Origin of the sequence: Arthrobacter sp. Marseille-P9274 (genome assembly GCF_946892675.1) — a bacterium.
Lineage (GTDB): Bacteria > Actinomycetota > Actinomycetes > Actinomycetales > Micrococcaceae > Crystallibacter.
In genome coordinates, this window is the sequence record NZ_CAMPOV010000001.1 from 1,929,668 (window position 1) to 1,947,083 (window position 17,416).

Annotated in this window: 13 protein-coding genes; 8 read left to right on the forward strand and 5 right to left on the reverse strand. The window is 67.3% G+C overall.

Annotated elements, in window-relative coordinates; all coding sequences use genetic code 11:
* Positions 1–14: 14 nt before the first annotated feature.
* Genes OC550_RS08800 through hpaD form a run of 4 tightly spaced genes read left to right on the forward strand, consistent with a single transcriptional unit; the run spans position 15 to position 4,861 of the window.
* Positions 15–1,490 carry a fumarylacetoacetate hydrolase family protein gene (locus OC550_RS08800; protein WP_262106297.1) on the forward strand — a complete coding sequence of 492 codons (1,476 nt, stop codon included), beginning with the start codon at positions 15–17 and terminating at the stop codon, positions 1,488–1,490.
* Between the two features lie 2 nt (positions 1,491–1,492).
* A complete protein-coding gene (locus OC550_RS08805; protein WP_262105232.1) occupies positions 1,493–2,170 on the forward strand; it encodes a GntR family transcriptional regulator in 678 nt (225 codons plus the stop codon).
* Positions 2,171–2,204: 34 nt separating this feature from the next.
* A complete protein-coding gene (hpaE, locus tag OC550_RS08810; protein ID WP_262105234.1) occupies positions 2,205–3,734 on the forward strand; it encodes a 5-carboxymethyl-2-hydroxymuconate semialdehyde dehydrogenase in 1,530 nt (509 codons plus the stop codon).
* Between the two features lie 29 nt (positions 3,735–3,763).
* Positions 3,764–4,861 carry a 3,4-dihydroxyphenylacetate 2,3-dioxygenase gene (hpaD, locus tag OC550_RS08815; RefSeq protein WP_262105236.1) on the forward strand — a complete coding sequence of 366 codons (1,098 nt, stop codon included), beginning with the start codon at positions 3,764–3,766 and terminating at the stop codon, positions 4,859–4,861.
* Between the two features lie 216 nt (positions 4,862–5,077).
* On the opposite strand, the gene OC550_RS08820 is transcribed toward hpaD, so the two are convergent.
* The 3 genes from OC550_RS08820 to OC550_RS08830 all read right to left on the reverse strand — a co-directional run bounded on the left by OC550_RS08820 (position 5,078) and on the right by OC550_RS08830 (position 9,085).
* Positions 5,078–6,565: an MFS transporter gene (locus OC550_RS08820; RefSeq protein WP_262105238.1), complete on the reverse strand. Its 1,488-nt coding sequence runs from the start codon at positions 6,563–6,565 to the stop codon at positions 5,078–5,080.
* Between the two features lie 95 nt (positions 6,566–6,660).
* Positions 6,661–7,182 carry a hypothetical protein gene (locus OC550_RS08825; RefSeq protein ID WP_262105240.1) on the reverse strand — a complete coding sequence of 174 codons (522 nt, stop codon included), beginning with the start codon at positions 7,180–7,182 and terminating at the stop codon, positions 6,661–6,663.
* Complete coding sequence (locus OC550_RS08830; protein WP_262105241.1) at positions 7,175–9,085, reverse strand: primary-amine oxidase; 1,911 nt, start codon at positions 9,083–9,085, stop codon at positions 7,175–7,177. Before OC550_RS08830 ends, OC550_RS08825 begins: the two co-directional genes overlap by 8 nt.
* A 121-nt stretch (positions 9,086–9,206) precedes the next feature.
* On the opposite strand from OC550_RS08830, the gene OC550_RS08835 reads away from it, so the two are divergent.
* The 3 genes from OC550_RS08835 to OC550_RS08845 all read left to right on the forward strand — a co-directional run bounded on the left by OC550_RS08835 (position 9,207) and on the right by OC550_RS08845 (position 12,938).
* Positions 9,207–9,833: a TetR/AcrR family transcriptional regulator gene (locus tag OC550_RS08835; RefSeq protein ID WP_262105242.1), complete on the forward strand. Its 627-nt coding sequence runs from the start codon at positions 9,207–9,209 to the stop codon at positions 9,831–9,833.
* Between the two features lie 250 nt (positions 9,834–10,083).
* Positions 10,084–10,971 (forward strand): helix-turn-helix domain-containing protein, encoded by an 888-nt coding sequence (locus tag OC550_RS08840; protein ID WP_262106298.1) that lies wholly within the window; start codon positions 10,084–10,086, stop codon positions 10,969–10,971.
* A 500-nt stretch (positions 10,972–11,471) separates the two neighbouring features.
* On the forward strand, positions 11,472–12,938 hold the full coding sequence (locus OC550_RS08845) for an APC family permease (protein WP_262105243.1): 1,467 nt from the start codon (positions 11,472–11,474) through the stop codon (positions 12,936–12,938).
* A 645-nt stretch (positions 12,939–13,583) separates the two neighbouring features.
* On the opposite strand, the gene OC550_RS08850 is transcribed toward OC550_RS08845, so the two are convergent.
* Complete coding sequence (locus tag OC550_RS08850) at positions 13,584–14,966, reverse strand: MFS transporter (protein ID WP_262105244.1); 1,383 nt, start codon at positions 14,964–14,966, stop codon at positions 13,584–13,586.
* A 296-nt stretch (positions 14,967–15,262) separates the two neighbouring features.
* Between OC550_RS08850 and OC550_RS08855 the strand changes: the two genes are divergently transcribed.
* Complete coding sequence (locus OC550_RS08855; RefSeq protein ID WP_262105245.1) at positions 15,263–16,018, forward strand: IclR family transcriptional regulator; 756 nt, start codon at positions 15,263–15,265, stop codon at positions 16,016–16,018.
* A 1-nt stretch (position 16,019) separates the two neighbouring features.
* Here OC550_RS08855 and OC550_RS08860 read toward each other — a convergent pair whose 3' ends face one another.
* Positions 16,020–17,357: an MFS transporter gene (locus OC550_RS08860; RefSeq protein WP_262105247.1), complete on the reverse strand. Its 1,338-nt coding sequence runs from the start codon at positions 17,355–17,357 to the stop codon at positions 16,020–16,022.
* Positions 17,358–17,416: the final 59 nt, after the last annotated feature.

Here is a 17,416-nt window from a genome sequence, read left to right on the forward strand (position 1 = left end):
CCGCGCAGGCCACCCTGCAGCAAGTGGACGCCCAGACCATCAATGAGGCCGGCAAGGTCCTGGCGGTCCACCTCTCCTACCGCTCGCGCGCCGAACAGCGCGGCCGGATTCCCGCCAACCCCTCGTACTTCATGAAGGCCCCGTCGTCGCTGGCCCTCACCGGCGGAACGGTCGAACGTCCGGCCGGTACTGAACTTCTGGCCTTCGAGGGTGAAGTCGCCTTGGTGATCGGCACCGCCGCACGCCGCGTTTCGGTCGAGGACGCGTGGGGACACGTCGGCTTCGTGACCGCCAGCAATGACCTCGGCGTCTACGACATCAAGTACGCCGACAAGGGTTCGAACATCCGCTCCAAGTCAGGCGACGGCTTCACGCCGTTCGGCCCGGCCCTGCTGCCGGCGGCCGACGTCAACCCGGACGCGCTGCGCATCCGCACTTGGGTCAATGGCGAGATTGTCCAGGACGACACGACCGCGGGGCTGATCTTTTCCTTCGCCCGGATCGTTGCCGACCTGTCCCAGCTGATGACCCTGCAGCCGGGTGACGTCATTCTCACCGGAACGCCCGCCGGCTCCTCGGTCATTGTTCCCGGCGATGTCGTGGAGGTCGAGGTCGCTGACGAGGCAGCGGGGCTGAGCACCGGACGCCTGGCAACGACCGTAGTCCAGGGCGAGCACGGCTTCGCGTCCTTTGGCGACACCCCGAAGATCACGGACAAGGACCGCGTCGATGCCTTCGGCAGCGAAGAGGCGGCCGGTTTGGCTCCGGCCGTAACGGGCAAGTCGGCGCTGACGGACGACGTCAAGGCCAAGCTGCTCTCGGTCGCCACGGCGACGATTTCCGGCGCACTGCGCAAGCGCGGCCTCAACAACGTCAGCGTCGATGGGCTGCTGGCCACCAAGCCGGGCCAGAAAGTCATCGGCACTGCCCGGACGCTGCGTTACGTGCCCAATCGCGAAGACCTGTTCAAGAGCCACGGCGGCGGCTACAACGCCCAGAAGCGGATCATCGACGCCGTCGGACCCGGCGAGATCCTGGTCATGGAGGCGCGCGGCGAGAAGGGCTCGGGCACGCTCGGCGACATTCTCGCCATGCGCGCCCAGGTCCGCGGCGCCGAAGCCATCATTACCGACGGCGGCGTCCGTGACCTTTCCGAGGTGGCGGCCCTGGACATCCCCACGTTCTACAACGGTGCCCATCCCGCGGTGCTCGGGCGCAAGCATGTCCCGTGGGACTACGACGTGACCATCGGCTGCGGCGGCGCCACGATCCAGCCCGGGGACATCATCGTCGCGGACGACAACGGCATCCTCGTGATCCCGCCGGCCCTGGCCGCCGAAATCGCCGACGAGGTCGTCGAGCAGGAACGCCGCGACAGCTTCGTGTTCCAGATGGTCAAGGAAGGCCACAAGATCGATGGTCTGTTCCCGATGAACGCCGACTGGCTGGCCAAGTACCAGCAGTGGGTTGCAGAAGGCAACGGGGCCTGACCATGTCGACCGCCGCGACGGCGACCGCTTCGAAGTCGGAACGGGCCTACCAGCTGCTCCATGAGCGGATCGGCAACGGCCAGCTGGTGCCTGGCTACCGCTTGGTGCTGAGCAGCATCGCCGACGAGCTCGGTTGCAGCGTAGTTCCGGTCCGGGAAGCGATCCGACGGCTCGAGGCCGAAGGACTCGTCACCTTCGAGCGGAACGTCGGAGCAACGGTTGCCTCCATCGACGCGACGCTCTACCTGCACACTATGCAGACCTTGAGCATCGTCGAAGGCGCCGCGACAGGCCTGGCCGCCCACCTCATCACCGACGAGGACCTTCGCCGGGCGCGCGAGCTGAACAACCAGCTGCGCGAGTGCCTGGAGAACTTCGAACCGGTCCGCTTCACGCGGCTGAACAACCAATTCCACGCCATCCTTTACGGCCGGTGCCCCAATCCGCACATCCTGGACCTGGTGCACCGCGGCTGGAACCGCTTGAACGCCATGCGTGCCTCCAGCTTCGACCTCGTGCCCGGCCGGGCGCGGGAGTCCGTCGAAGAACACGAAGGGCTGCTCGAACTCCTGGAGGCCAAAGCCAGCCCGCACGAGATCGAGATGGCCGCCCGGGCCCACCGGACCGGAACCCTCAACGCCTACATGGCCCAGAAGAACCAACCACCCTCCGTCCTTTAGCAAACCTCCGCCAACCCGCAACGAAAGGTAGATCATGGCCGACCACTTTGTGCCCGAAAACCTGCCCACCCACCTCCAGCACTACATCGGCGGCAAGCTCGTCGACTCGATCGATGGCGATACCTTCGACGTCCTGGACCCCGTCACCAACAAGCCGTACATCAAGGCCGCATCCGGCAAGGTCGCCGACGTGGCCGCGGCGGTCGCCGCCGCCAAGGACGCTTTCGAGAACGGCCCCTGGCCGACCATGCTTCCCCGCGAGCGCTCCCGCGTGCTGCACCGCATCGCTGACATCGTCGAATCCCGCGGCCAGGAACTGGCCGAGATGGAGTGCTTCGACACCGGCCTGCCGATCAAGCAGGCCCTGGGCCAGGCACGCCGCGCGGCGGAGAACTTCCGCTTCTTCGCCGACCTGATCGTCGCCCAGCACGATGACGCCTTCAAGGTCCCCGGCCGCCAGGCCAACTACGTCAACCGCAAGCCCATCGGCGTTGCCGGCCTGATCACGCCGTGGAACACCCCCTTCATGCTGGAGTCCTGGAAGCTGGGCCCGGCCCTGGCGACCGGCAACACCGTGGTCCTGAAGCCGGCCGAGTTCACCCCGCTCTCCGCCTCCCTGTGGCCGGGGATCTTCGAAGAGGCCGGCCTGCCGGAGGGTGTCTTCAACATCGTCCACGGCTTCGGTGAAGAGGGCTACGCCGGCGATTCCCTGGTCAAGCACCCGGATGTCCCGCTGATCTCCTTCACCGGCGAGTCCCGCACCGGCCAGATCATCTTCGGCAACGCGGCTCCCTACCTCAAGGGCCTGTCCATGGAGCTGGGCGGCAAGTCCCCCGCCGTCGTCTTCGCGGATGCCGACTTGGAGGCCGCCATCGACGCGACCATCTTCGGCGTCTTCTCCCTCAACGGCGAGCGCTGCACCGCCGGATCCCGCATCCTGGTCGAGCGGAGCATCTACAACGAGTTCGTGGAGCGCTACTCCGCCCAGGCCAAGCGCGTGAAGGTCGGCTACCCCCACGACGAGGCCACCGAGGTCGGCGCCCTGGTCCACCCGGAGCACTTCGAAAAGGTCATGTCCTACGTCGAGATCGGCAAGCAGGAGGCGCGCCTGACTGCCGGCGGCGGCCGCCCGGAGGCATTCCCCGAGGGCAACTTCATCCAGCCGACCGTCTTCGCCGACGTCGCACCGGACGCCCGGATCTTCCAGGAGGAGATCTTCGGACCGGTCGTCGCCATCACCCCGTTCGATTCGGACGAGGAGGCCCTCGAACTGGCCAACAACACGAAGTACGGCCTCGCTGCCTACATCTGGACCAATGACCTCAAGCGGGCCCACAACTTCGCCCAGGATGTCGAGGCCGGCATGGTGTGGCTGAACTCCAACAACGTCCGCGATCTGCGCACCCCCTTCGGCGGCGTCAAGGCTTCAGGCCTGGGCCACGAGGGCGGTTACCGCTCCATCGACTTCTACACCGACCAGCAGGCCGTCCACATCAACCTCGGCGAGGTGCACAACCCGGTCTTCGGCAAGGCCGAGGACGCCGCCGCCGTAAGCGACAGCTAGCCCCGAGACCCATTCCAAAGGAGAGAACAATGAGCAACGAGATTCCCAAGCCCTCCGTCCCGGCACCCGACATCCTGCGCTGCGCGTACATGGAGATCGTCGTCACCGACCTCGCCAAGTCCCGCGCCTTCTATGTCGACCTGCTCGGCCTGCACGTGACCGAAGAAGACGAAAACGCGATCTACCTGCGCTCCTTCGAGGAGTTCATCCACCACAACCTCGTGCTCCGCAAGGGTCCGGTCGCCGCCGTCGCCGCCTTCGCCTACCGCGTGCGCAGCCCCGAGGACGTGGATAAGGCCGAGGCCTACTACAAGGAACTCGGCTGCCGCACCGAGCGCCGCAAGGAAGGCTTCGTCAAGGGCATCGGCGACTCGCTCCGCGTCGAGGATCCGCTGGGCTTCCCCTACGAGTTCTTCCACGAGACGGAGCACGTCGAGCGCCTGCACATGCGCTACGACCTGTACTCCGCCGGCGAACTCGTCCGCCTGGACCACTTCAACCAGGTCACCCCGAATGTGCCGCGCGGCCGCAAGTACCTCGAAGACCTCGGCTTCCGCGTGACCGAGGACATCAAGGACGCCGAGGGCACCACCTACGCCGCCTGGATGCACCGCAAGGGCACCGTGCACGACACCGCCCTGACCGGCGGCAACGGCCCGCGCATGCACCACGTCGCCTTCTCCACCCACGAGAAGCACAACATCATCCAGATCTGCGACAAGATGGGCGCCCTGCGCATGTCCGACCGGATCGAGCGCGGCCCCGGCCGGCACGGCGTCTCCAACGCCTTCTACCTGTACATCCTGGATCCGGACGGCCACCGCGTGGAGATCTACACCCAGGACTACTACACCGGCGACCCGGACAACCCCGTCATCACCTGGGACGTCCACGACAACCAGCGCCGCGACTGGTGGGGCAACCCCGTCGTCCCGTCCTGGTACACCGAAGCATCGCTGGTCCTCGACCTGGACGGCAACCCGCAGGAAGTCGTCAAGCGCGAAGATACCTCCGAAATGGAGGTGACCATCGGCGCCGACGGGTTCTCCTACACCCGTGCGGACGATGAGTCCGGCTCCTACCGCGGCGAGGCGGCCAAGGGCTTCAAGCTCGGCAACCTGGTCTGATCCCGGACCGGGGCCCCAACGCTCCGGGGCCCCAACGCTCCGGGGACCGGAGGTAACCAGGACAAACGGTGACAAGTACGACGGCGGCACGCACCGCCGTCGTACTTGTCACCTTCCGCGTTAAGGGCCACGGGCGACGCCCGCTTGGCCGGAACGGACTTCAGCGCCCGGAACGGACGGGACCGGCGCATCCGTACATGCCCGAAGCCGCGACGCTCAGACGCGGCCGGCCCGGACGCGGGTCCGCTGGTCCTTAACCGCGATGGCCAGCGTCGCGAGGACGATCACGGCGATCGCCGAGAACCCGATGGTGATCGCCGCCGCCCAGTTGGCCTGTGCCAGGGTGGCGAAGGAAATGGCGGTGATGAGGGCGATGCCGACGGCCGTGCCGATGCGCTGGCCGGTCTGCTGGACGCCGCCGGCGCTGCCCGCATAGTCGATCGGCACCTCGGCGAGCGTCAGCGTCTGGTTCGGGCTGACGACCAGCCCCTGTGCGGCGCCGACGAAGGACAGGCTCAGCAGCAGCCACCAGATGCTGGTCCCGTTCAACTGGTTCAGATGCACCACCAGGACGCTCGAGGCCAGGCCGACCAGCGCGCTGGCAATCCCCCAGATGACCACCTTGCGGCCGTATTCCGTGACCTTGCCGCCCGCCCACTGCGAGCCGACGGCCACCATCACCGCCGCGGGTAGCCCCACCAGGCCGGCCTCCAGCGCTGTGCGGCCGAGCCCGTCCTGCAGGTACAGGGCGACCAGCACCCAGACGCTGGTCATGCCCATCATGTAGAGGCCGGAGATCGCGGTGCCGTTGGCGAAGCTGGAGAGCCGGAAGAGCGCCGGATCCACCATCGGGCTGCGGCCGATCCGCTTGTACCGGTTCTCCCACCACACCCAGGCCACGAGTCCGGCCAGCCCCACGGGCAGCAGCGCCCACACCCAGGCGGCTTCCCGCGACTCGACGAACGGCAGCAGGACGACCAGCACCACGGCCCCCAGCAGCATGGCGCCCACCGGATCCAGGTCGCGCGGCTCACGCCCGCCGCGGGCGCGGCGCGTGTCCTGGTCCGCCGAGGGCGCAGTCCTGGTCCGCATCGGCTTGGGGAACCAGAGAAAGGCCAGGAAGGTGGCCAGGACTCCGACCGGGACGTTGACCAGGAAGGTCCAGCGCCAGCCGTTCTCCTCGCCGGCCATCTCGACGAGGAGGCCGCCGATGAGCGGGCCGATGGCGGCCGAGACACCGATGACGCTGCCCAGCAGGCCGAAGGCCCGGGCCCGTTCCTCGCCGCGGAAATACTGCTGGATCATGCCGATGGCCTGTGGGTTCAGCAGGCCCGCGCCGATGCCCTGGATAAACCGGATGAAGTTGAGGCTGACCGGGTCCTGGGCCAGCCCCGCAGCCACGGACGAGAGCGTGAACGTGATGAGGCCGGCGATGAAGATGGGCCCGCGGCCGAATATGTCGCCGGCCCGGCCTGCCGCCACCAGCACCACACCGAAAGACAGCGCGTAGCCCGAGAGCACCCATTGGATGTCGGACTGGGTGGCCCCGAGGCCGATCTCGATCGAGGGCAGCACAACATTGACGATGCTCACGCCCAGCAGGGCCATGAACACCGTCACGAGGAGGACCGTGAGGATGCGCCAGCGGCCGGGGTCCGGAACGAAGTCCGGATCCACCGGCGGCTGGTTCGGGGACGCGCTCACCCTCCATTCATACGCCGCGTGGCGGAAGCCACAAAACCTGCCCGGCCGTGTCCTGCGAAGCAGACTGCGGATCTATCTATCCAGGGCCGCGACCGCTATAGTTGTCCGGCTGATCTCCTGATCCAGGTGGCAGCGGCCATCGCCCCCGCCAGTTCCAGCAAGATGACGGTCAACATGGGACCGGCGCTGCCCGTTCCGCCGCCGGCTCCGGAGGACGCGGCCTGCACCGTGGCAGCGACCGCGGTGTGGTGCAGGTGCGGTGCGTGGGCCCCGCCGCCCAGCGGCTGCACGAGCAGCAGCAGGTGGAAACCGGCCATCGCCAGAGCCATGCCCATGAAGCTCCGGGCCGCTCCGGCGCATCCGGACCGCCAGAGCTGCACGACGCAGGACAGGCAGGCGGCAGCCATCAAGACCATCAGGCCGGACTCCCACCAGCTCCCGCGGTGCAGCCACGCCATCCAGCCGTGCGCGGCGGCCGATGCCACTGCCGCCCCGGCGCAGAGCCTGGGGTGCAGCGGCACCGGCCGTCGGACCGCGAGGAGGGGGCGTGCCTGCAGGGCCGGGCCCACGATGGCAGCGTCAGCCACAGCAGCGTCAGCCACAGCCGTCTCAGCCATGGCAGTGCCCGCCGGCGGGCTTGTTCGGCGGCACGTCGAGGACGGGGCTCCGGTCGAAGAAGCCTTCCGGCCGCAGCTTGAAGCCGGCGGTGTCCACCGGCATGATCGGCCAGTCCTCCACCCGCGGGTAATGCGTCAGGCCGAAGGTATGCCAGAGCACGATGTCCTCGCCGTCGATCCCCCGGTCCTGCGCCACATAGGCCGGCAGGCCGGCATCCCCGGCGTGCTGGTTAACGAAATCCCCGGTCGGGTAGCGCTCCTCTTCGGCGTGGCGGGTCACCCAGAGGTCCTTCGTGGCAAAGGCCGCGCGCCGCGCCACCGATGACCCGGGATCCGCGAGCAGCATGGGCTGGCCCTGCGGATGCAGCTTGTAGCCCACCGGCTCGCCCAGGCGGTTCAGCGACTCCGGATTGGAAATGAGCCAGGTGCGACCGGCCGCCATGTCGGCTTCCCTGGCACCCTCGGCCTCCGTTCGCAGCAGCGTACGACGGCGGGTGAACGCGTTTCCGCGCTCGTTGCCTTCGCCGAGGGGGACCCGGACCGCCTCTTCCTCTTCCACCCGGTTCGTCAGGCCGTCCAAAGCCATGTCCAGGCGGGCGCTGAACAGGTGCTGGTGGAAGGGGGCACCCAGGCCGGGAGCCATTTCGGAAGCGTAGGGGTAGCCCTTGCCGGGGTGGGCGCTGGTGAACACGATGCCGGTGGCCTTCGCCTCGAACTCGATCGTGCCGTCCAGGTAGAGGTACCAGTAGAAGCCGTAGTCGTAGTTGCCGATGGTGGTGAAGAACGAAACGACCATCCGGCGGTTGCGTCGGGTGTAGTTGATGCCGGTCCACAGGTCGGAGTGCTTGGCCAGGATGGACCAGTCCTCCTCGTGCATGCAGATGCCGTTGCGGATCTCGCGCGGGTTGCCGAAGCCGTCGGCGATCACGGGCGACAGGTAGGTGATGTCGCCCAGGCAGTCGCAGCCCAGCTCCAGGGAGTTGGCATACTGGCCCACCAGGTACTCGCCGGTGTCGAAGTAGTTCTGCCAGGACCGCACGGGCGAGGGGTCGCCGTAGGGGACCACCATTTCGGCGATCGATGCGCGCCGGATGATCGAGCGCTTGCGTTCCCCGTCCTGGAAGGCGATGTTGTGCAGGACCACGCCCTCGCGGACGTCGAAGCCGACATCGAAGCTCCACTTTTCCCACTCGATGTGGTTGCCGCCGGAGACCGTGAAGCTCGGGCCCTCCGGCTGGGTGATGCTGATCGGCTTCTGGGTCTCGCGCAGGGGCCCGGTCAGCTCAGGATCGGTGTAGTTGCCGTGCTCGGCCGGGACCGCGACCGGACCGAAGTCCAGCACCTGGTCCACCGTCTTGCTGACGATGTCGACGTAGGCAACCAGCCCGTCCACCGGATGCGCCCAGGCGCTGTCTTCGGGGAAATTCTGGTAGAAGGCGAGACCGCGCAGGATGCGCCGGCCCTTCTCCTCGGGGTATTCGAAGACACCGGCGGAGAGCGGGGCAACCCGCACCTTATCGACGTCGAGGTTCCGGTCGGCGAGCGCCTTCAGCCAGCGCTCGTCCCCGGCGAGGATTTCCTCGACGACGGCGAACTCCTCCTCGAGTACCGGCAGCTCGCCGGTGACGGAGGTATCCAGGTCGGTTACCGATTCCACCTCGTCCCGGGTTACCGACACCACCACGTCCTTCGGTGCTGCACCCGAGACGTCGTGCAGGAAAGCGCGGAACCGCCGGTCCTCCTTGGACGCCGCTCCGCGGGGCGGGTCGAGCAGGCCCAGGTAGGCGAAGCGGATGTTTTCTCCGGCGAGGCCAGCGTCGGCCAGGATCCGGCGGACCTGGGTGATTTCGTCGGCGGACGCCAGCGCGTAGGCGGAGGAAAGTTCCGTAGAGGAGATGGTCATGGCTGCCCTTCCAGCGGTTTCGCGACGCCGATTGCGTCGTTTTTCTATGACTGTAGAGAATAGCCGTCCGTAAAATAGCTCACAAGGGTTTTTCTACAATTGACGCAAAACAAGGAGCACGATGCCCAAGATCGTCGACCACGACCAGCGCCGGGTCGAACTGGTCAACGCAACCTGGCGCATCATCGCGCGCCATGGCATGGAAGGCGCGACCATGCGGGAGATCGCCACCGAAGCGGGATTCGCCAACGGTGCGCTGAAGCCGTACTTTCCCACGAAGGACGACCTGCTGACCTTCGCCTTCGGGCACGTCTTCAACCAGACGAACCGGCGGATGGAAGCGAAGACGGCGGACCTGGCCGGCCTCGAAGCCCTGCGCGCCTTCTGCCACGAAATCCTTCCCCTCGACGAGGAAAGGATCAGCGAGGCCCGCATCGTCATTCCGTTCTGGCAGAAGGCCTTGACCGATCCCGCAAAGACGCGACTGCACGAGGAGTCCATGGCCCAATGGCAGGCATCCCTCCGCAAGTACCTCGGCCAAGCGCGCACGGCAGGAGAAATTTCGGCCGAAACCCTGGACGACCAGGTCGCCGGATTCCTCATGACCTTCGTCCTGGGCGCGCAGATCACCGCAGCCCTCACCCCGGCGACGCATGCCCCGGAGCAACTCGCCGCTCAACTGGACGCCTACCTGAAGCTCCTCGCCGGCCGCCTGACTAGTTTTTCGCCCGACGTCGAAAAAAGGTGACATTGCGGCCCTCCCGGGCTAGATTGGATGCATTGTGATTCACGCCACGCCGTTATTGCAGCCATCTTCCGCCGCCGGCCATCCCGCGGCGGACGGCGCCGTCGCCCCAACACCGCAGGTCGAAGCAGCCCGCACCGCACTTGGCCCCGAGGTCGGGACGGCCCCGGGCCCCGAAGCCGAGGCCGCCCGCGCCGCGCCGGCCCCGGGTGTCGAGACGGCCCACGCCGCCAGCTTTGCCCAGTGGCGCAACCTGGTCAACCAGTCCTTCGTGCCGCTGGATGTGCAGACGGACGCGACGGAAGCGTTCCGCGGGCGGATCCGCTCGCGCGTGCTGGACGAGCTCTCCATCGTCGAAGTCTCCGCCAACGGCCACCGCGTGCTCCGCACGCCGTCGCTGATCTCGTCCTCCGACCGGCTGTACTACAAGCTCAACCTCCAGCTCTCGGGCCACGGCCTGCTTATCCAGGACAACCGCGAAGCCAGCCTGCGGCCGGGCGACCTCGCCGTCTACGACACTCACAGGCCCTACACCCTGGGCTTCGAGTCGGACTTCCGTACCCTGGTCCTGATGTTCCCGCATGAGGCGCTCGATCTGCCCGCCGATGCAGTCGGCCAGCTCACCGCCGTCCGGCTCCCCGGCGACGCCGGCCTGGGACGGATGATCAGCCCGTTCATGGCACAACTCGCCGAGAACCTGGACGCGCTCTCGGGCAACAGCGGCCAGCGGCTTGCCAACAACGCTGTGGACCTGATCGCCACCATGTTCGAGAGCGAACTCGACGCCCGGCGCGAAACGGATGCGGGGAGCCACCCGGAACTCCTCGCCAGGATCCGCCGCTACATCGAGGCCAACCTGGGCAATCCGGACCTCTCCCCCGCCGAGATCGCTGCTGCCCACTACGTCTCGACCCGCCACCTGCACAATATTTTCGCCGCTTCGGGCACGACGGTAGCGAGCTGGATCCGGGCCCGCAGGCTGGACCACTGCCGGAGGGACCTGCGCGACCCGATCCTGGCGGACCGGCCGGTCGGCAGCATCGCCGCCCGCTGGGGTTTCCTTGATGCCGCGCACTTCAGCCGCATCTTCCGCAGCAGCTTCGGCGTGCCGCCCAGCAGTTACCGCCGCCAGGACGCCTGACCGGAGACCGAGTAGGCCCCGCAAGCACGGATTTCGCCGTCCAGGCGAAGCACACGCAAGCGCCCTCGCCGGATTTCGCGGCGAGTCCGCCGTCGTGCCCCTGCCCCCGCGCAGTCCTGCCCTGCCCTCCTGCTGCTCCGCTCTGTCCTACCGGGCCTTACCCGAAGCAGTGCGCCGCCTCTCACACGGCACCGGCCGCCGTCGCCCACGATCCACCGCCCCTGACCGCAACGGCCTCCGCCTCCGTCGCCCACGATCCACCACCGCTTACGCTGCTCTGGCCGCACACGGCCGCCGCCGCCGTCGCCCACGTTTCACCCCTGGCCGCACACGGCACCGGCCGCCGTCGTCCGCCCGGCTGAGAGCCCCCACCAGCGCAAGCTGTGCACGATTCGACAAGTGCAGTACCGCCAAGGGCAAGGCCCGCCCGGGCCGCCGTTGCCACAATCGAAACATCTTTTATTCTCCCGTTGGAGGTTTTCATGTCACAGGAACGAACGATGCCACAGCTTCAAGGCGGTTCGGAGGCTGGCCTCGGCAAGCGCACGCTGGGTGTTCCGGCACTGGTCTTTATGATCGTCGCCGCCTCTGCGCCGCTCACCGTGGTGGCCGGCGGCACCACGAGCAACTTCGCCGTGACAGAGGTACTGGGGATTCCGCTCTCGTTCATCGTCCTCGGCGCTTGCCTGGCGCTGTTCACCGTCGGCTACGCCGCGATGAGCGCCCACATTAGCAATGCCGGCGCCTTCTACGCTTACATCGCCCAAGGCCTCGGCCGGGCGGCGGGTGTCGGCGCGGCGTGGGTGGCGCTGGTTTCCTACAACGCCATGCAGGTCGGGATCTATGGGCTGTTCGGGTTCGCGTCGGCGTCGTTCGTGAGTGCGAAACTCGGCGTGAATGTGCCCTGGTGGGCTACGGCGCTGGTCGGCTTCCTGGCGGTGGGCTGGCTGGGCGTCAGGAAGGTCGATCTGTCGGCCAAGGTTATCGCGGTCCTCGTCGGCCTTGAGTTCGTGGCCGTGCTGGTCTTCGACATCATTGCCATCGCCGTCGCGCCGGAGGGAATCTCCGGCGCTTCCATGGATCCCGCCAACCTGTTTACAGCGGGGGTCGGGGCCGCACTGGCCTTCAGCATCGCGGCCTTCATGGGCTTCGAATCGGCCGCCATTTACAGCGAAGAGGCCAAGGACCCCAAGCGCTCCATCGCCCGCGCCACCTACATCGCCGTCGCCGTCATCTCGCTCTTCTACGCCTTCTCCGGATGGGCCACCGCGACAGCCACCGGCCACAGCCAGATCATCGCGAAGTCCCAGGAGTTCGGCCCCGACCTCATCTTCGTCTTCCTGACCGAGCACGGCGGTATGCTGCTGGCCGACATTGCCCAGGTGCTGTTCGTGACGAGCCTGTTCGCGGCGCTGATGGCGTTCCACAATGCCGTGGCGCGCTACGTCTTCTCGCTGGCCCGGGAGGGCGTCCTCCCCCGCCGCCTGGCCTACGTCAATCCGGAGTCTTTCGCCCCGGTGGCGGGCTCACTGTCGCAGTCCGTTCTGGCCTTGGTCATGCTGGCGGTCTTCGCGATCGCCGGAATCGGATCGGAACTGGGTGCGCTCTATCCCGTCCTGACGTTCTTCACCTGGCTGACCAACACCGGAGCGTTCGGGCTGGTCCTGCTGCTAGTGCTGATCTCGGCCGCAGTGATCGGGTACTTCCGGAAGCATGGCGAAGGCTACTCGCTCTGGACCAAACTCATCGCGCCGGCCATGGCCGTCGTCACCCTGGGCAGCGTGTTCATCGTGATCGTGGCCAACTTCAACGTACTGATCGGGTCCGAAGGCGCCTCCACGCTTTCCTGGCTGTTGCCGGCGGTTGCCGTGCTGCCCGGCGTGGCGGGGCTGGGCTGGGGCCTGTACCTGAAGTCGGCCCGACCCGACATCTACGTCGGCATCGGCCATGGCGGAACGGACAACTGACGGCTGACGATCCAGCGGCGGCAAGTCGCACCCGTCGCAGTCCAGGGCGCGCCGCTCCTGCTGCCGGCCGGTCATCCCTTCGGGGCGGGCCGGCCGGTCCCGTTAAACAGAAAAGCCGGGGCTGCAGAGGTTGGGGGGCTGTGCAGCGCCGGCTTTTCCGGTTCCGGGCTCTCGTTCAGGACCCGGGTGGAGGCCGGCTTCTTCCCAAGCACGGCCGTCGGAACCCACCTTAGCCTTGCGTTCAACGCGGGCGCGATGGGGAGAACTACCCATGCCCTCAGCTTGACCGCGGCCCCCACGGGATGCCTGCTACCGGCATAGATGCGCCCGGGCGCCGCTGTCACTCGATCCGCGCCATCCGCAGGTGCCGCGCACACCCGCCCGGGCCACCGCTGTCACTCGATCCGCGCCATCCGCAGGTGCCGCGCACACCCGCCCGGGCCACCGCCGTCGCTCGCTCCGCGTCGTCCGCGGATGACCCGCGCACACCCGCCGGGCGCGCGCCGTCGCACCGGCACACGTGGTACCGGCGACGCATGCAGGTCCCGCCGGGTGCCGCCGTCGCGACTTACGGGGTACAGCGAAAAGCCGGGCCGCCGCGTAAAGTTCGCGGCGACCCGGCTGTCGCTAGTGAAGAGCGGCTGGTCAGCGTGCCTCGGGATGCCCGCGCAGGTATTCCTCGTGCGCCTCCTCCACCCGCAGGTTATTGCCCTTGGTTTCCTTGATTAGGGACACCGCCACAAGCGAGATGACGCAGAGGACGGCGATGTAGATGCCAATGGAAATCGTTGTTCCGGTGGCGCCGAGCAGCAGCTCGGCGATCAACGGGGCGAAGGCGCCGCCGAGGATGGCACCGATGGCATAGCCGATGGAAACACCCGAGTAGCGGACGTTCGCCGGGAACATCTCGGCGAAAAGTGCCGACTGCGGACCGTAGGACAGGCCCAGGCCGATCGTCAGGACGAACGCGGCGACGGTGAACCAGATGATGCTCGCGGTATCGATGAGCAAGAACATCGGGACGGACCACAGGAGCACCCAGACGTAGCCGATCTGGAAAGTGCGGATGCGCCCGATCCGGTCGGAGAGGATGCCGCCGTACATCGTGAAAATCAGCCAGCCGAACGCAGCGAGCGTGGTGGCCAGCAGAACCGCGGAGCGGTCCATGCCCAGGCCGCCGGCGTCGGGCGCCTTGGTGGCATAGGACGCAAAGAACGCGATGAGCAGGTAGCCGGCGGCGTTGTTGGCGATGAAGGTCAGCGCGGCGAGGATGACCTCTTTCGAGTTGTGCTTGAACAGCAGGGCCAAGGGGGCGGCCGATTCCTTCTTGCGCTCCAGCATTTCCTTGAAGACCGGGCTCTCATCAACCGCACGGCGGATGATGAAACCGACAATGATCAGCACGATGGAGAAGAGGAACGGAATGCGCCAGCCCCAGGCAAGGAAGGCTTCGTCACTCATGAGGGTGCTAAGCAGCCACATCACGCCGGTGGCCAGGATCATGCCGCAGGGGACGCCGATCTGCGGATACGCGCCGAAGAAGCCGCGCTTGTTGATGGGCGCGTGCTCGACGGACATGAGCGCCGCGCCGCCCCATTCGCCGCCTGCCGAGAAGCCCTGCAGGATGCGCAGCAGCACCAGCAGGATCGGAGCCCAGACGCCGATCTGCGCGTAGGTGGGCAGCACACCAATCAGTGCTGTGGCCAGGCCCATCAGGACCAGGGTAAAGACGAGCATCATTTTGCGGCCGAGCCGGTCCCCCAGATGCCCCGCCACGATGGCCCCGAGGGGGCGGAACAGGAAGCTGATGCCCAGCGAGGCCCAGGAGGCGACCTGCGCCAGCCCGGCGTTCTCGGTGCCAAGCGGGGCGAAATACAGTTGGGCCAGGACCAAGCCGGCGGCCTGCGCGTAGATAAAGAAGTCGTACCACTCGATGGTGGTGCCGACCAGCGTTCCGGCCAGCACCTTCCGCTCCTCTTTCCGCGTAGAGGGGCTGAGGTTGCCTGCCAGTTCTTCTGACGTTGACATGAAAACTCCGATACTCCCGGTCGAAGATTACCGACAGAACGGTCGGTATGTGACGGATGCCATACTACACGACGGTGAGGAGTATCACACAGGAATTGCGGGCTCTTTGCGCCTCTCCGGCTGGCCATCCGCGCCCGCCGCGGCCGGGCGGGGCAGCAGGCGTCGTTGGCCCACCCGCCCATTGCCCAGCCCTGTTCTATAGTTGGACATTTCGTGCCGATATAGAACAATGGTCGTATTGTGAGCGCACACACAATCATAGGTGGGCGTCTCGACATTGACCGAAGGATGAACCGATGAGCCAGCCCGTTCCCCCTACCGATCTGTCGCCCGCAGGAGGGGAGCTTGCAGCGCCGAAGGGGCAGGCCCATTCGCAGACCCTCTCGCGTGGCATCCGGGCGCTGGAGATCCTGGCGGAGGCACGGGCTCCGATGACGATTGCCGAACTATCCCAAGCCCTAGGGGTCCACCGGTCCATTGCCTACCGGATCCTTCGCACGTTGGAGGACCATTCGCTGCTGATGCGCGATTCCGCCGGCCGGGTCCAGGCGGGCCCGGGGCTGGCTGCGCTGGCGCGCGGTGTCTCTAGGGATCTTCAGTCGGCCGCCCTGCCGGAACTGACGACCCTCGCCAACGACTTGGCCATGACCGCATTCATCGCTGTCTGGGATCAGCGGGATTGCGTGACTCTGGTGACGGTCGAGCCGCGGCACACCGCCGCGGCGCTCGTCCAACACCCGGGGATGCGGCATTCGTTCGCCAGCGGCGCCCCGGGCATCGCCATCCAGGCCGCCGTGGGACGCGAGCAGTGGGAGCGGCAGGCGCCCGGGCAGCCGTTCCGCCCGGAAGCGGAGCTGGCCCGGAAGGTCGGCTATGCCGTCAGCCACGACGAGGTCATTCCCGGAGTATCGTCCGTGGCTGTGCCCGTTATTGTTCCGGGACAGCCTCCTGCGGCCATCTCCGTGGTGTACATCCGTACGACGACGTCCACGGAGGACATCGCCGCTTCACTCCAGCGGGCGGCCTCCGCGATCGAAGCGGAACTTCGCTGAATTAGGCGTCCCGCTGGCCGCCGGGTGAGCTGCTCCGGGCGACGGCGGCGGCGAGGAAGCCGAGCACGAACAGGGCCGCTGCGGCGGCAATCGGGACAACGAACGCGTCGGCGTAGCCGCCTCGTTCGGCCACGGCACCGGCCGCAGCCGACCCGATGGCGCTGCCCAGCACGACGCCGCTGGCCAACAACGTCATGACGGTGCCGAGCCGGTCCTTCGGAGCGACCAGTGTGCCGATGCTGAAAATGGTGACCATGGTCGGCCCGACCGGCAGGCCGACCACGAGCAGGACGATGACCATCGCCCCGACCTCGCCGGGCAGCAGCAGCAAGGCACTGAAGGCGGCCATCGCCCCGGCGCACACGATCCAGCGTGATGCCGGTTTCCACCGGGCCGGCCAGTAGGCCACGGAGAGGGCGCCGAACGCGGAGGTCAGGCCGAGCAGCGCGTACAGCAGCCCCGCGGCATCGGCCGCCCCGAACGTTCCGCCGAAAGCACTGAGCGCATTCTGGGATCCGCCGAAGAAGGTTCCCATGGCGATCATGCCCAGCACAGGCACAGACGTCCGCAGCCAGTTGACGGGCTGGCGGCTCCTAAGGGCTTCGGCAGCGGCTTCGGGATGCTGATGCGTCAGGTTCCGTCCCACGGGAACGACGGCGAACGAGGTGCGGTGGAGGGCAAAGGCGGGCACCAGCGTGGCGGTGATCAGCACTGCCAGCACGAAGGGCAGCCACGGAGCGATCGCAGCAGCCAACAGTCCGACCAGTGCCGGGCCGAGGACGAAGGTCAGTTCGTCCGCGGTGCTCTCGTAGGAGAGTGCGGTGTCCAGCACCTGCTTGTCGTTGCGTGCCATGGCCATCCAGCGGACCCGGGCCAGCGGGCTGACCTGCGGAGATGTTGCCCCAACTGCCAATGATGCCGCGAGGATGGCGCCCATTCCGGCCCCTGCCGAGCCTGCGTAGACCACCAACAGCAGAATTCCGATTGCCAGGGTGTGCGCCGCGGCGGCGAGGAGCAGGACGGGACGCTGCCCCTCGCGGTCCGCGAAGTATCCCAGGGCCGGGGCGCCGATGGCTGAGCCGATACCGACGGCACCGGCGGCGAACCCGCCCAAGGCGTATGAGCCGGTGCTGGCAGTCACCATGGTCAGCGTTCCGATGGTCAGCATGGCCAGGGGCAGGCGCGCGGGGAAACCGATGGCCAGGAAGGACGGGCCGGCCAGTTCCGACAGCCGCGCGTAGCGGCCCCAGAGGTTGCGCTTTTGCCCGGTTGCCGGGCCCGAATGAGCACGGCGGATGGCAGGACGGTTAGGGAAGCCCGGCGCGGAGCGGCGATTCATTGATTTTCCGTACGCTAGCGTCGCGCATCGTCCCAACCTCCCGATGCGCAGAACCCGGA

Bases quoted from the DNA above. Each gene is read 5' to 3' on its own strand.
- hpaE (WP_262105234.1), top strand. From the start codon at position 2,205: ATGGCCGACCACTTTGTGCCCGAAAACCTGCCCACCCACCTCCAGCAC.
- OC550_RS08830 (WP_262105241.1), bottom strand. From the start codon at position 9,085: ATGACCATCTCCTCTACGGAACTTTCCTCCGCCTACGCGCTGGCGTCC.
- OC550_RS08825 (WP_262105240.1), bottom strand. From the start codon at position 7,182: ATGGCTGAGACGGCTGTGGCTGACGCTGCTGTGGCTGACGCTGCCATC.
- OC550_RS08845 (WP_262105243.1), top strand. From the start codon at position 11,472: ATGCCACAGCTTCAAGGCGGTTCGGAGGCTGGCCTCGGCAAGCGCACG.
- OC550_RS08850 (WP_262105244.1), bottom strand. From the start codon at position 14,966: ATGTCAACGTCAGAAGAACTGGCAGGCAACCTCAGCCCCTCTACGCGG.
- OC550_RS08805 (WP_262105232.1), top strand. From the start codon at position 1,493: ATGTCGACCGCCGCGACGGCGACCGCTTCGAAGTCGGAACGGGCCTAC.
- hpaD (WP_262105236.1), top strand. From the start codon at position 3,764: ATGAGCAACGAGATTCCCAAGCCCTCCGTCCCGGCACCCGACATCCTG.
- OC550_RS08835 (WP_262105242.1), top strand. From the start codon at position 9,207: ATGCCCAAGATCGTCGACCACGACCAGCGCCGGGTCGAACTGGTCAAC.
- OC550_RS08860 (WP_262105247.1), bottom strand. From the start codon at position 17,357: ATGAATCGCCGCTCCGCGCCGGGCTTCCCTAACCGTCCTGCCATCCGC.
- OC550_RS08855 (WP_262105245.1), top strand. From the start codon at position 15,263: ATGAGCCAGCCCGTTCCCCCTACCGATCTGTCGCCCGCAGGAGGGGAG.